This window comes from Pseudonocardia kunmingensis (assembly GCF_006716445.1).
GTDB classification, from domain to species: Bacteria; Actinomycetota; Actinomycetes; order Mycobacteriales; family Pseudonocardiaceae; genus Pseudonocardia; species Pseudonocardia kunmingensis.
Window position 1 is genome coordinate 1,151,890 of the sequence record NZ_VFPA01000002.1, and the last position, 13,902, is coordinate 1,165,791.

A 13,902-nucleotide genomic window follows, 5' to 3' on the forward strand; every position below is an offset into this window, starting at 1 on the left:
ATGACCCCACGGTACGATTAATTGGCAGTAGCTGCCACAAAGTCTGACCGATTAGGGTGCCTGCCGTGGCGCAGCAGGGCGGTACGCGACGAGGGCGTCCGCCGCTCGGTGAGCAGGGGCGCCGCCGGCAGCGCCTGGAGATCTCCCGGGAGGCGGTGCGGCTGTTCCGCGTGCACGGCGTGGGCGGCACGTCCGGGGTGCGGATCGCGGAGGTCGCGGGCGTGTCCGAACGGACCCTGTGGCGGCTGTTCCGCACCAAGGAGAGCTGCGTGGAGCCGCTGCTCACCGAGGCGCTCGACGGGTTCTGCGCGGTGCTGCGCTCCTGGCCGATCGGCGTCGAGCTCGCCGAGCACCTGCGGGTCGCCTACACGTTCGTCCCGTCGCGACCGGAGGTCGACACGGACACCGACGCGGTGCTCGCGGTGGTGCGGATGACCCGCGACGTCCCGGCCCTGCGCGCGGTCTGGTTGGTGCTGCAGGAACGCGCCGAACCGACCCTGGCCGAGGTGCTCGCCCCGCGGGCGGGCCTGCCCGTGGACGCACCCGAGGTGCGCGTGCTCGCCGCGACGGTGAACGCGGCGCTGCGCGTGGTCACCGACGACTTCGCGCACGCGGCGGCGGACGGCGTGACCCCGTCCGACGTCGACGGGCACCGGCAGCGGCTGGCCGAGACGCTGCGCGCGGCGACCCGCGTGCTCGCGCCGGATGAGGCGTAGATCGCGCGGAATGTCCGGAAGGGGAGGTTTGCACCGCCGGCCCGAGCCGCTACAGTGGCGGCGCGAAGGGGAGTAGTCCTCCGCGGCGGTGCCGTCAGTACGGGTCAGGACGAGCTGGCCCCGGTGCCGTCGGTCCGGATCATCAGCCCATCAGGGGCTCCGGGCGGACGAGACTTTCAGCACTCGATGCTGTGCTGAAAGGGATCGTCATGAACGTGCCCATCTGGGTCTGGCTTGCCACCATCGCCCTGGTCATCGGGATGATCGTGTTCGACTTCGTCGGGCACGTCCGCAAGCCGCACGAACCGACGCTGCGCGAGTCGACGGTGTGGTCGGTCGGCTACATCGCGTTCGCCCTGGTGTTCGGCGTGGGCGTCGGCGTGTTCTCCGGCTGGACCTACGGCGGCGAGTACGTCGCCGGCTGGCTCACCGAGAAGGCGCTGTCGGTCGACAACCTCTTCGTCTTCCTGCTGATCATGACCAGCTTCGCGGTGCCGAAGATCTACCAGCAGAAGGTCCTGCTGATCGGCATCGCGATGGCGATCGTGATGCGCGGCATCTTCATCGCGGTCGGTGCCGTCGTCATCGAGCAGTTCTCCTGGGTCTTCTACCTGTTCGGCGCCGTGCTGTTCGTGCTGGCCTACAAGCAGATCACCGAGGCCGTGTCCGACGAGGACGAGCACGGCGACCAGGGCGACAGCCGGCTCATCCGGACGGTGCGCCGGATCATCCCCACCAGCTCCGAGTACGACGGCGACAAGCTGCGCACCCGCGTCGACGGGCGGGCGATGTTCACCCCGATGTTCCTGGTGATCGTCGCGATCGGGCTGACCGACCTGCTGTTCGCGTTCGACTCCATCCCGGCGATCTTCGGGCTCACGCAGGAGCCGTACCTGGTGTTCACGGCCAACGCGTTCGCGCTCCTCGGCCTGCGCCAGCTGTACTTCCTCATCGGCGGGCTGCTGGAGCGGCTGATCTACCTCGCGCACGGGCTGTCGGTCATCCTCGCGTTCATCGGCGTGAAGCTCGTCCTGCACGCGCTGCACGAGAACAACCTGCCGTTCCTCAACGGCGGCCAGCCGGTGCCGGTCTGGACCATCCCGACGTGGCTGTCGCTGCTGGTGATCTCGGGCACGATCGCGGTGGCCGCGGTGGCCAGCCTGATCACCTCCCGCCGCCGCGCCGCCGCGGCCGACGCGCCTGCGGCGGAGCTCCCGGCGCCCGCGCGCGACTGACGGCGACGGGTAGCCGCACCGCACACACCGCGGCCCCTGCTCGATCTGTGCGGTCACCTCGGGTGGGGGCGGATAGCGTGGTGGCTGTTGAGGGGATGGCCGGCGGGGGGAGACAGCGTGGGCACGGACGGCTTCTGGGGCGACGTCGAGGACCACCTCGTCCGGTACATCCCGGCGTTCACGCCGCGGATCATCGAGCGCGCGCACGGCTCCTCCGTCTACGACAGTCACGGCAACGCCATCCTCGACTTCACCTCCGGGCAGATGAGCGCCGTCCTCGGGCACTCGCACCCCGACGTCGTGAGGGCGGTCGGCGACGCCGTCGCCTCGATGAGCCACCTGTTCAGCGGGATGCTGAGCCGGCCCGTGGTGGACCTGGCGAAGCGGCTCTCGGACTCGCTGCCCGAGCACCTCACCAAGATGCTCCTGCTGACTACCGGTGCGGAGGCCAACGAGGCCGCCCTCAAGATGGCCAAGCTGTGCACGGGCAAGTACGAGATCGTCTCGTTCGACCGCTCGTGGCACGGCATGACCTCGGGCGCCGCCGCCGCGACGTTCTCCGCAGGACGTCGCGGGTACGGCCCGGTGCTGCCCGGCAACCTCACGCTGCCCACGCCCAACGCCTACCGCTCGCCCTTCCGGGGCGCCGGCGGTTCCCACGACTGGCAGGCCGAGCTGGAGTACGGGTTCGCGGCGGTGGACGCCCAGTCGACCGGGTCACTGGCCGCGTGCCTGGTCGAGCCCATCCTGTCCTCGGGCGGCATCGTCGAGCTCCCGCCCGGCTACCTCGCGCGGCTGAAGGAGATGTGTGCCGAGCGGGGCATGCTGCTGATCGTCGACGAGGCGCAGACCGGGCTGGGGCGCACCGGCGCGATGTACGCGTTCGAGCACCACGGCGTCACCCCGGACATCCTCACGCTGTCCAAGACCCTCGGCGCGGGCCTCCCGGTGGCGGCGGTCATGACGAGCGACGAGATCGAGCAGGTCTGCGCCGAGCGCGGGTTCCTCTTCTACACGACCCACGCGTCCGACCCGCTGGCCGCCGTGGTCGCGAACACCGTTCTGGACGTCATCGCGCGGGAGGGCCTGGTCGAGCGCGCCGCGAAGCTCGGGGAGCGGCTCACCGAGCGGCTGACCGACCTGCGGAGCAGGTACGAGGTCGTCGGTGACGTGCGCGGGCGGGGGCTGCTCCAGGGCATCGAGCTGGTCACCGACAAGGAGACGAAGGCGCCGGCGGACGCACTCGGCGCCACCGTCACGGCCGCCTGCCTGGAGCGCGGGCTGCACGTGAACATCGTGCAGCTGCCGGGGATGGGCGGGATCTTCCGGATCGCCCCGCCGCTGACCATCAGCGAGGCCGAGCTCGACTGCGGGCTGGACATCCTCGAGGACGCCATCCGGGCTGTCACCGCCACCGCGGGGTCGGACAACGCCGGGTGACGGAGGGCGAGGCCCGCTATACGGTGGCGGTCGACCGCGATGAGCTGACTGGGGGCAAATCGTCGTGACAGGAGCTGGACGTGTTCCGGACGATCTGAGGGACCGGATCAACCCGACCGTGCCCCATTCGGCCAGGATCTGGAACTACTGGCTGGGTGGTAAGGACTATTACGCCGCCGACCGGGAAGCCGGCGACAAGGTGCTCGCCACCTATCCCGGGATCAGGGAGGACGCTCGCCAAGCGCGCGACTTCCTCGCTCGCGCCGTCACCCACCTCGCCGCCGAGTGCGGGGTCAACCAGTTCCTCGACATCGGCACCGGGCTGCCCACGTCGAACAACACCCACGAGGTCGCCCAGGCCATCGATCCCAGCGCTCGGATCGTGTACGTGGACAACGACCCGATCGTCCTCGTCCATGCGAGAGCGCTGCTCACCTCGACGAAGGAAGGCGCGTGCGCGTACATCGACGCCGACGCTCGCACGCCCGAACACATCGTCGAGCAGGCCGGCCGCACGTTGGACTTCACCAGGCCGGTCGGGTTGATGATGCTCGGTGTCCTCGGCAACGTCGCGGACTACTCCCAAGCCAGGTCGATAGTCGGGCAGCTGGTCGGCGCGATCCCCTCGGGGAGCTTCCTCGTGCTCGAGGACGGCGCCGCCACCAGCGAGGAACGGCTGCAGGCCACGGCGGAACACAACGAGGGCGGGCACGCGGTGTACGTGAACCGGCGGCCCGAGGAGATCGCCGGCTTCTTCGAGGGGCTCGAGCTGCTCGATCCGGGTGTGGTCCCGGTGTCGCGGTGGCGCCCGAGCTCCGTGTGGAGCGACCGGGAGCCGCCGGCGGTGAACGCGTACTGCGGCGTCGCGCGCAAGCCGTGACGCTCGATCCGGCCGTGGCCTCCTCCGCCCGGGTGTGGACCTACTGGCTCGGCGGCCGGGACCACTACGCCGTGGACCGGGCCGTCGGTGACATGGTCACGGCGATGTTGCCGAGCATCGTCGACGTCGCGACGCAGTCCCGGGCCTTCCACGGGCGCGTCGTGCGCCATCTGGTCGAGGACGCGGGCGTGCGCCAGTTCCTCGACGTGGGGATCGGGTTGCCGTCCTCCGACAGCACCCATGAGCTCGCCCAGAGCGCGGACCCGTCGTGCCGGGTGGTGTACGTCGACAACGATCCGTTGGTCCTGGTGCGGGCCCGGGCCCTCCTGACCAGCACCCCCCAAGGGGCGTGCGGCTACGTCGACGCAGATGTGCGCGAGCCGGAGGTGATCCTCGCCGAGGCTGCGAAGACCTTGGATCTGCAGCGGCCGGTGGCGCTGCTGATGCTGGGCGTCCTCGGGAGCATCGCCGACCACACCCGAGCGCGACGTGTGGTGCAGCGGCTGCTCGACGCCCTGCCCCCGGGCAGCTATCTCGCCCTCAACGACGGCACCCACGACCTCCGGCCCGAGGCGTCCGTGGCAGCCGCACGGCTGCGGACCGACGCCGGGGCGCCGTACCACCTGCGGACCCGCGCGGAGATCGCCGACTTCTTCGACGGCCTGCAGTTGCTGAGCCCCGGCGTGGTCTCCCCGTCCCGGTGGCGTGCCGCTGCGGACGGTGTCGACGGCGCCGGCCTGCCGGAGGCCGTCGACGCCTTCTGCGGTGTGGCGCGCAAGCCGTAGTGCCGAGCTGATCGGCAATCCCCGCGTGCCCGCCGACCCGGCCGACCTCGACGCCATCGGGCGAGCCTGCGCAGAGCAGGCGCGGCGCGCCACCGACGGTACCGATGACATCGCCGCGTACTGCGCCGCGCAGGTCGGCGACGCCGATCACCGGGAGGTCATCGGGCCCCAACTGCCTGGCGCCGGTCCCAGCGGCGTGGTGGTGCTCGACGGCTCGCGCGTCGCCGAATGGGGCGACCCCACCCGTCCGGAGATGGCGTTCAGCGCCACCAAGTCGATCGCGTCGCTGGTCGCGGGCCTCGCCTTCGACGACGGGTTGCTCGGGCTCGACACGCGCGTCCGGGAGGCGGTCGACCTCCCACAGTTCACCGCAGCCCCTTCGGACCGGATCACCTGGCGCCACCTGCTCGAGCAGACCAGCGGCTGGGACGGGTGGCTGTGGGGCAAACCCGCTTCGGTCGACGCCCAGAGCCGGCGCCGCGGCAGCGCAGCGGCCGGCACCCCACCGGGGGAGGGCTGGGCCTACAACGATGTCCGCGTCAACCTGCTCTGCCTGGCCCTCACCGCCCTGCTGCGCCGCCCCCTCCCCGAGGTGCTCGCCGAACGCGTCATGGCGCCGATCGGTGCCTCGCACAACTGGACCTGGCATGGCTACCGCAACTCCACCCTGCCCCTGGACGGACGGGGCCTGCCGGTGGTCAGCGGCGGCGCCCACTGGGGTGGTGGCCTCTGGATCAGCGCGTCCGACCTCGCGCTCGTCGGCGAGCTCTACCGGCGGCGCGGTCGCTGGGACGGCCGTCAGGTGATCAGCAGTACCTGGATCGACCTGAGTTGGACACCGAGCACCGCGAACCCGGAATACGGCCTGCTCTGGTGGCTCAACGACCACCGGACCGTGTTCCCGACGGCGCCCGCGACGGGCCGCGCCGCGCGCGGCAACCTCGGTCGCCACCTGCTCTGGGTCGACCCGGCCCGGGATCTGGTGATCGTGTCGCGCTGGGGTGAGCAGGTCGAGACCCTGCTCCGAGCGGTCTCGGAGTGCGTGCCTGTGCCGCGCTGAGCACCAGGAGACCCGCGGGGTGAGGTGATCCATCCGAGTGGTGCGGTGCCCCATCTGCTGCGACCGGCCTGACGCGCCGGCGACCGATGGGCTGCGTCGGCCGGGACGGCAGACGTATCGGGCCTGTTCCCAACGGACGACCGGCCCGATAATCGTCGACTGTGGAGCTCGCGGAGCGGGACGAGCTGCTGGGGGAGTTGGCCGAGCACCTGGACGGTGCCGCAGCCGGCCGCGGGCGGCTGGTGCTGTTGTGTGGGGAGGCGGGAATCGGCAAGACCGCGGTCGTGCACCGGTTCGCACAGCTGGTCGGTCCCCGTGCGCGGATCTTGACCGGGGCCTGCGACCCGTTGAGCACGCCGAGCCCGCTGGGGCCGCTGGCCGACTGCGCCGCCGGCCTCGGACCGTCGCTACGCCGCGCCCTGGACGTGGCCTTGGACGGCGTCGGCGGGTCCGGCCCCGTATTCCGCGAACTGCTCACCGAACTCGGGGCGAAGGACCGACCGACCGTCCTGGTCGTCGAGGACGTGCACTGGGCCGACGCGGCGACATTGGATCTGTTGCGCTTCCTGGCACGCCGGATCGAGAGCACGACGACGCTGGTGCTGACCACGTACCGGGACGACGAGGTCTCCCCCGAGCACCCGCTCGCGGTGGTTCTGGGCGACCTCGCGGGGAGTGCCGCAACCTGCCGTCACGAGGTGCAGCCGCTGAGCCGGGCGGCGGTGGCCGCAATGGCGGCCGAGCCCGGCGTCGACAGGGCTGTCGACGCCGAGACCCTGTACCAGCGCACCCGGGGTAACCCGTTCTTCGTGACCGAGGTGCTCGCCGCACCCGCGGGATCGGTCCCGCTGTCGGTCCGCGATGCGGTGCTCGGCCGGATGGCGCGATGCGCACCGGGGGTCCGGGCCGTGGTGGAGGCTGTGGCGGTGATCGGCTCGCCTGCCCCGGTGCAGCTGGTGGACTCGGTGCTCGCGGACGTTCAGGGAGTGCTGCGCGACGGGCTCGCCCGCGGCCTGCTGCAGGCGCGCGGGCACATCGTCGAATTCCGGCACGAGCTCGCCCGCGCTGCGGTGCTCGACGCCATTCCCGCCTATCGGCGGGCCGAGCTGCATCGCCGGGTGCTCGCCCAGCTGCGTGCCGATGGCTCAGCGGACGACCTGCCCCGCCTCGCGCACCATGCCGAGCAGGCGGGCGACGCGCGCGCCGTGCTGGAGTTCGCACCCCGCGCCGGGGACAGCGCTGCGGCGGTCGGGGCACACCGGGAAGCGGCGGCGCAGTACGGACGCGCCCTGCGACACGCGGTGGGCGCCGCACCAGACCACCGCGCGGGGCTGCTGGAGCGGCGTGCCTACTCGCTCTACCTGACCGGTGTGGCGGGCGACGCGGTCGCCGCGTGGCGGGACGCCGCCGAACTCCGCGCACGCGCGGGCGACCGGCTGCGCGAGGGCCACGACCTGTGCTGGGCGTCCTACATCCTATGGCTGCTCGGTAGCAACGCCGAGGCCCGTGAGCTGGGCCTGCGGGCGGTGCGGGTACTCGAGGTCGTGCCGCCCGGTGTGGAGCGTGCCCTGGCATACCTGAACCTGGCCGAGCAGGCGAGCTTCGACTACGACCCGCGGACCGCGATCGAGTACGCGCAGCGCGCGGCCCGGCTGGGCGAGGAACTCGAGCACCTCGTCGTCACGGTGCGCGCGCGGTTCGCGGTCGCGATCGCCCGCGTGTTCCGGTGCGACGAGGGCTGGGACGAGCTCGACGAGATCTGGAACACCGTGGCCACGCACGGCACGGTGGAACTCGCCGGCATGTTCCCCGTGATGTCGGCCGCCGCGGTGGTGCATCGGCACTTCGCCCGCGCGCGGAGGTTCGACGAACACGCGGTGGCCTACTGCCGGGAGCGGGACCTCGACATGTTCCTGGGTCACCTGGGTGGGGCACGGGCCTTCGCCCTGCTGTTCCAGGACCGTTGGGAGGAGGCCACCCAGGAGGCTGCCTCGGTACTGCGATACACCGCGCTACCCCCGCTCAGCCGGTTGTTCCCGCTGGTCACCCTCGGGTTGGTCCGCGCGAGACGCGGTGACCCGGACAGCTGGCCGCTGCTCGAGGAAGCGGCCGGGTCGGGCTCATGGGAGTACATGGTCCGGCTCGGCGCGGTGTACCAGGCGCGCGCCGAGGCGCACTGGCTGGCCGGCGACGACGAGGCGGCGCTCGCCGAGGTGCGTCGCGGCCTCGCAGCCGTCACCGAGGACAGCGACCCGTGGATGGTCGGTGCGTTGGCCCGCTGGGCCCGGCTCGCGGGCGGAGACGCACCGGCCGTGCCGGCCGCCGGACCGTTCGCCCTCGAGCTGGCCGGCGACTGGCGGGAGGCCGCTCGGGCGTGGGAGGCGCTCGGCTGCCGCTACGACGCCGCGCTGGCCCGCCTGGCCGGCGACGCGGCCGCCCTGGGCCAGGCGCTGGAAGCCTTCGAGTCGCTGGGAGCACGACCCGCCGCCGCCCGCGCCCGGCAGCGGCTGCGGCACCTGGGGGTGCGCTACGGCCACCGCGGTCCGCGGGCGGCGACCCGGGCCAACCCGCATGGGCTGACCACCCGGCAGCTGGAGATCCTCCAACTGGTGGCCGAGGGGCTGACCGGGCCGGAGATCGCCGCGCGCCTGCACCTGTCGCCCAAGACCGTCGGCCACCACGTTGCCGCCACGCTCGCCACGCTCGGCGTGCACAGCCGCGCGGACGCAGTGCGCACCGTGTTCGGCGGCAGTGATCATTGAGCGGGAGCGTCATAGGACAACCGGCCGATCACGCCGCGTAATTGGGGTCCGAGCCCACTGAAAGTAGGGTGTCGCGCCCGATGAGTCCGCACCAGAGCGCTTCCAACGTCTCCACACGACATTCGCGGGAGCGGGGAGGGCCCAGTGCCTCGGTACTCGATCGAACGCGCGCTCCCGGAGGACCTCGGCGCCTTCCTCGTCGAGCGTCCGGTGTCGGAGATCGTCCTGGCCAACACCGAGCTCGGGGTGGCCTGGCTGTGCTGCTTTGTGAACTCCGGAGACAAGCGCCTCTTCTGCATGTACGAGCCGGCGAACCCGGAGGCGATCCGCAAGGCCGGCCGCCGGACGGGACTGCCGATCGAGGTGATCCACCGGGTCACCGTCCTCGAGCCGCACGCGTTCGCCGACCGGGGCGCATGGCGCGACCCGACGACGGCACAGGAAGAGCCACCGACGGCCGCCGCCGCGGCGGGATGGTCCGGTGCCCACTGAACTCTTCCGGCAGAGGGATATCAGCGAGCGGATTGAACCTGAGAGAGGCAATGACATGGCAATAACGCACGCCACGGTAACCATCAACAAGATCCACGTGATCGACTCGAGCGTGAACACCACGGCTGAGCCTGGATCGTCTGCGGAATGGTACATGAAGTTCATCGTCAACGGCCAGCAGCAGACATGGGGTCACGACGGGGTCCGGGACAATACTGACTACGCACTCAACCTCACCTTTCCGAATGTTTCACTCGCTCCGAACGGCACGATCACGATCGCGGCTAGTGGGTACGAACATGACGACACTTCGGCAAATGACGTACTTCCCAGGCTCGAGAAGACTGTTCATCCGGCGCAAGACTTCGAACTAGGCGCCACGGAATGGGCGTTCAGTCCGGATTCGCCGGAGGGCAGTTACAAGATCGAATACAGTATCAAGGCCGCGCAACAGCAGCAGCCGCTCGGCGTCGGTCGAGCTGTCGGGTTCGCCGTCTACGGGATTAAGCCCAATGGTGACCTGCATTGGTATCGCCACGACGGGTGGAAGGAGGGGACGGCGCATTGGACTGCTGGTGCGGGTGGGGTCAGGATCAGTGGCGGCTGGGGCATCTACGCCAACGTGTTCAGTGGCGGCGACGGGGTGATCTACGGGATCAAGCCGAATGGTGACCTGCATTGGTATCGCCACGACGGGTGGAAGGAGGGGACGGCGCATTGGACTGCTGGTGCGGGTGGGGTCAGGATCAGTGGCGGCTGGGGCATCTACGCCAACGTGTTCAGTGGCGGCGACGGGGTGATCTACGGGATCAAGCCGAATGGTGACCTGCATTGGTATCGCCACGACGGGTGGAAGGAGGGGACGGCGCATTGGACTGCTGGTGCGGGTGGGGTCAGGATCAGTGGCGGCTGGGGCATCTACGCCAACGTGTTCAGTGGCGGCGACGGGGTGATCTACGGGATCAAGCCGAATGGTGACCTGCATTGGTATCGCCACGACGGGTGGAAGGAGGGGACGGCGCATTGGACTGCTGGTGCGGGTGGGGTCAGGATCAGCGGCGGCTGGGGCATCTACGCCAACGTGTTCAGTGGCGGCGACGGGGTGATCTACGGGATCAAGCCGAATGGTGACCTGCATTGGTATCGCCACGACGGGTGGAAGCAGGGGACGGCGCATTGGACTGCCGGTGCGGGTGGGGTCAGGATCAGCGGCGGCTGGGACATCTACGCAGGTGTCTTCGGCGGCGATACATACATCGAGCCTGCCGGGTGAACTCGTCGCCCTGGTGGGCCTCGTTGCGCCCATCTGACCACGTCGGGATTTTCGGTGCACCGTGCTCGGTGGCCGCCCCCGCCGACCGGGTGGCACTGCGCTCGGCGCGGTCACGGGCCGCGCTCCTGGTCGTCGGGTGCGGCGAGGTGGCGCTCATGCTCGCCCAGCCGGACGGGTCCGCGGTCGTCGTCGCCCCGCCTGCCGCGCGCCGGCGGCGATCCCGCCGGTGCCGGAGGCCGTGCCGCCCGCGGACACCCCGTCCGGTGACGCCGGGTCGGGTGGGACCGGCGGGCCGCCGCCCGACGAGGGGTCGGAGGGGGCCTCGAACGGCGGCGGCTCGCCGGGGCCGGCGGTGAGCGGGCGGAGAAGGCTCCGTATCGCATTGCCGCCGTCGCCTCCCTGTGGGCCCTCACGAACCGGGAGCTCCTCTGGGTTCTGATCGCCGTTGCCGTGCTGACCGAGACCACCAGTGCGGTGGTACGTCACGGCCGTGGTGAGGCGACAGGGACGGCGGTCACGAGTTCGCGTCCACCCGGTCGAGATTGCGGCGGTCCAGCCGATAGGCGAGGGCGATCGAGACGAGGGCCGCGGCGACGAAGCACAGGAACGATCGGGCTCTGCGGCATCGTCATCGGGAGATCGCAACCGGCACGATCTACTGCTGTCGTGCCGGGGCGGGAACGACGCGCGGGCGTCACGGGTCCGGGAACATCCGGGTCATCGTGGCCTCGTCGCCCCCTGGGACCCGGTCGATGCCGAGCAGCCTGTCGATGACCATGTTCTGGAAGCGGTGCAGCGGCTCCTCGAACCGGAAGCACATGCGCCCGCCGCGGTACGCCGGGTTCTCGATGCCCTCCTGGACGCGCTCGACGATCTCGAGGTCCTGGCGGTTGACGAGGTCCCAGAACCGCTCGAGCTGGTCGAGGCCCGCTTCCGCGCCCGGGTCGTCCAGGGACTCGGGGTGGGTGAGCAGGACCGCGGTCTCCACCGTGCGGGTCGCGCTCACCGGGCGGTTGAGCAGCACGAAGGCGTGGTTGGGCAGCACGACGAGCGCGGTGCTGGGGAAGAGCCAGACGAACCGCCCGCTCTCGGCGTCCTGGGCGCCGAGCGAGCTCAGCGGCCGCAGGCCGTCCCAGCCGCCGGCGTCGGTGTTGCGCGACACCGGTGTCGTGCACATGCCCGTGTACATGCCCGGCCCCTGCCAGCGGTAGTGGTCGGAGAACCTGGAGACCTTGTTCAGCTCCGGGTGGACCCAGGGCAGGTGGTAGTACTCCATGAAGTTCTCGCCGACGAGCTTGTAGTTCGCGGCGACGTCGTAGGTGCGGCGGCGCTGCGGCACCCACTGCTCGAGCCGGTGGTCGGCGAAGCGCCGGGGGAGGTCGCCGAGCTGGGTTGCCAGCGGGGCGGGGTCGGCGGCGAGGTTGACGAACAGGAAGAAGCCCCAGGTGTCGACGGCCACCGGGAGCAGGCCGTAGTCGGCGCGGTCGAAGCCCTTCGCCACCGAGGTGTCGAAGACGGGCTCCTCGCCCGCCGGGACGTCGGAGCCTTCGAACAGCGGTGTGCCGAGGCAGCGGCCGTCGGTGTCGTAGGTCCAGCTGTGGTACGGGCAGCGGATGTGCCCGCGGCGGCCCACCTCGCGGACGTCCGCGTCGAGCAGCCGCGTGGCGCGGTGGCGGCAGACGTTGTGGAACGCCCGCAGCCGGCCCTCGCGGTTGCGGGTGACGATGACCGAGCGGCCCGCGACCTCGACCACCACGCACGCGCCGGGACGGTCGACGTCACCGGCGAACCCGACCGCGACCCACCCGGTGGTGAAGACCCGCTCCTGCTCGAGGGCGAAGAACTCGGGGGAGCAGTAGGCGTCGGGGATCAGGGTCGAGGCCAGCTCCACCGGCAGCCGGGTGTGGCGGTAGGTGCTCTCCTCGGTGAACCGCGCCGGGTCGACCGGGCGCGCCGGCAGCGCGGCATGGGGATCGACGGGCCGGGTCGTCGCGTCGGTCGTCATCGCGGGGGTCTCCCTTCGTGTTCAGACGTGGAAGCTGCGCGGGAACGACGGGTCGGTCAGCGCCGGGCGGGTGATCGAGAAGGCGTCGATCGGGTGGCACGGCTCCCGGTCGAGGGCGAGGTCAGCGAGCAGCCGCCCGATGAGCGCGGCGAACTTGAACGCGTGCCCGGCGCCGATCGCGACGGCGATCTGGGGGTGCTCGGGCAGGGTGTCGAGCACGAAGTCCTGGTCCGGGGGCACGGTGTACAGGCAGGTCTTCGAGTACAGCTCGGGCCCGCCGAAGCGGGGGATGTGCCGGGCGACGAACTCGGCGTAGCGCTCGCGGCGCACGGGGTCGGGGTCGAAGCTGCGGGTGTCGGCCGTGGTCTCGGGCCCGCCCATGTGCTGGCCGAGCTTCGTGGCGACCTCGCCGTAGACCGGGAACCCGTAGAAGTTGTGGCGGCCGTGCCACATGAACACCGGGAACCGGGCGGGGGAGAACTCCGCGAGGTGCGGGGTGGCGTAGTAGGTGACCTGCTCCTGCAGCACGGTCAGGGGCAGCGCCACCCCCGTCTCGGCGAGCAGTTGGTTGGTCCAGGCGTCACAGGCCACGACGACGCGGTCGGCGCGCAGCGTGCCCCCGTTGGTGACGACGGCGACGCCCGCGCCGTCGGGGCGTACCGCGTGGACGCGGGTGTGGGGCCGCACCTCGGCGCCGTGGGCCCTGGCCAGCGCGACGTGCACCGCGTTCGCCCGCGCGGCGTCGACGATGCCGGACTCGGGCTGGTAGAGGGCCTGCTCGCCGCCACCCGGCCGGAACTGGGGCCACCGGTCGACGAGGTCGTCGGCGTCGAGGAGCTCGTAGTCCACCCCGAAGCGGTCGAACATCGCGGTGTAGCCCTCGATGTTGCGGGTGCCCGTGGCGGTGTTCTGCCGGGCCGGCCGGTCCTCGACGACCAGGCCTCCGGTGCGGGTGACGATCTGCTGCCCGGACTCGGCCTCGACCTCGTGCCACGCCGCGTAGGCGGGCGCGGCCAGCGCGGCGTAGGGCGCCTGGTGCTGCGCGAGCCTGATGATCCGGGAGTGGTCCTGGGACGCGCCGCGGTGGTGGCCGAGCTCGAACTGCTCGATCCCCAGGACGCCCGCGCCGAGCTCCGCGGCGAGCCGGTGCAGCGCTGCGGAACCCAGCCCGCCGAGACCGACGACGATCGCACGATGACCCGTCATGACGGGAGTGTCGGTGCCGCCGACCGTCCGCGTCCATCGAAGAATCGA

11 protein-coding genes are annotated in these 13,902 nt (G+C 71.2%); 9 read left to right on the forward strand and 2 right to left on the reverse strand.

Annotated elements, in window-relative coordinates:
* The first annotated feature begins 65 nt into the window (after positions 1-65).
* The 9 genes from FB558_RS21255 (at position 66) to FB558_RS21295 (ending at position 10,643) form a co-directional block, all read left to right on the forward strand.
* Positions 66-716: a TetR/AcrR family transcriptional regulator gene (locus FB558_RS21255; RefSeq protein WP_142056087.1), complete on the forward strand. Its 651-nt coding sequence runs from the start codon at positions 66-68 to the stop codon at positions 714-716.
* A 209-nt stretch (positions 717-925) separates the two neighbouring features.
* On the forward strand, positions 926-1,951 hold the full coding sequence (locus FB558_RS21260; protein WP_142056089.1) for a TerC family protein: 1,026 nt from the start codon (positions 926-928) through the stop codon (positions 1,949-1,951).
* A 117-nt stretch (positions 1,952-2,068) separates the two neighbouring features.
* Entirely contained in the window at positions 2,069-3,391 is a 1,323-nt protein-coding gene (locus tag FB558_RS21265) for an aspartate aminotransferase family protein (RefSeq protein ID WP_142056090.1), read from the forward strand.
* A gap of 118 nt (positions 3,392-3,509) precedes the next feature.
* The gene (locus tag FB558_RS21270; RefSeq protein WP_246106644.1) at positions 3,510-4,271 is read left to right on the forward strand and encodes an SAM-dependent methyltransferase; all 762 of its coding nucleotides are present in this window, start codon (positions 3,510-3,512) and stop codon (positions 4,269-4,271) included.
* Complete coding sequence (locus tag FB558_RS21275; RefSeq protein ID WP_211366720.1) at positions 4,268-5,056, forward strand: SAM-dependent methyltransferase; 789 nt, start codon at positions 4,268-4,270, stop codon at positions 5,054-5,056. Before FB558_RS21270 ends, FB558_RS21275 begins: the two co-directional genes overlap by 4 nt.
* 25 nt (positions 5,057-5,081) lie before the next feature.
* Complete coding sequence (locus FB558_RS21280) at positions 5,082-6,116, forward strand: serine hydrolase domain-containing protein (RefSeq protein WP_246106645.1); 1,035 nt, start codon at positions 5,082-5,084, stop codon at positions 6,114-6,116.
* A 161-nt stretch (positions 6,117-6,277) separates the two neighbouring features.
* Positions 6,278-8,878, forward strand: coding sequence for an ATP-binding protein (locus FB558_RS21285; protein WP_142056094.1), 2,601 nt, complete (start codon positions 6,278-6,280; stop codon positions 8,876-8,878).
* A 144-nt stretch (positions 8,879-9,022) separates the two neighbouring features.
* Positions 9,023-9,370 (forward strand): nickel-binding protein, encoded by a 348-nt coding sequence (locus FB558_RS21290; RefSeq protein WP_170231445.1) that lies wholly within the window; start codon positions 9,023-9,025, stop codon positions 9,368-9,370.
* The gene (locus FB558_RS21295) at positions 9,360-10,643 is read left to right on the forward strand and encodes a tachylectin-related carbohydrate-binding protein (RefSeq protein ID WP_142056098.1); all 1,284 of its coding nucleotides are present in this window, start codon (positions 9,360-9,362) and stop codon (positions 10,641-10,643) included. Before FB558_RS21290 ends, FB558_RS21295 begins: the two co-directional genes overlap by 11 nt.
* A gap of 694 nt (positions 10,644-11,337) precedes the next feature.
* Here FB558_RS21295 and FB558_RS21305 read toward each other — a convergent pair.
* A complete protein-coding gene (locus FB558_RS21305; protein WP_142056102.1) occupies positions 11,338-12,648 on the reverse strand; it encodes an aromatic ring-hydroxylating oxygenase subunit alpha in 1,311 nt (436 codons plus the stop codon).
* Between the two features lie 21 nt (positions 12,649-12,669).
* Entirely contained in the window at positions 12,670-13,854 is a 1,185-nt protein-coding gene (gene solA / locus FB558_RS21310; protein ID WP_142056104.1) for an N-methyl-L-tryptophan oxidase, read from the reverse strand.
* Positions 13,855-13,902 lie beyond the last annotated feature (48 nt).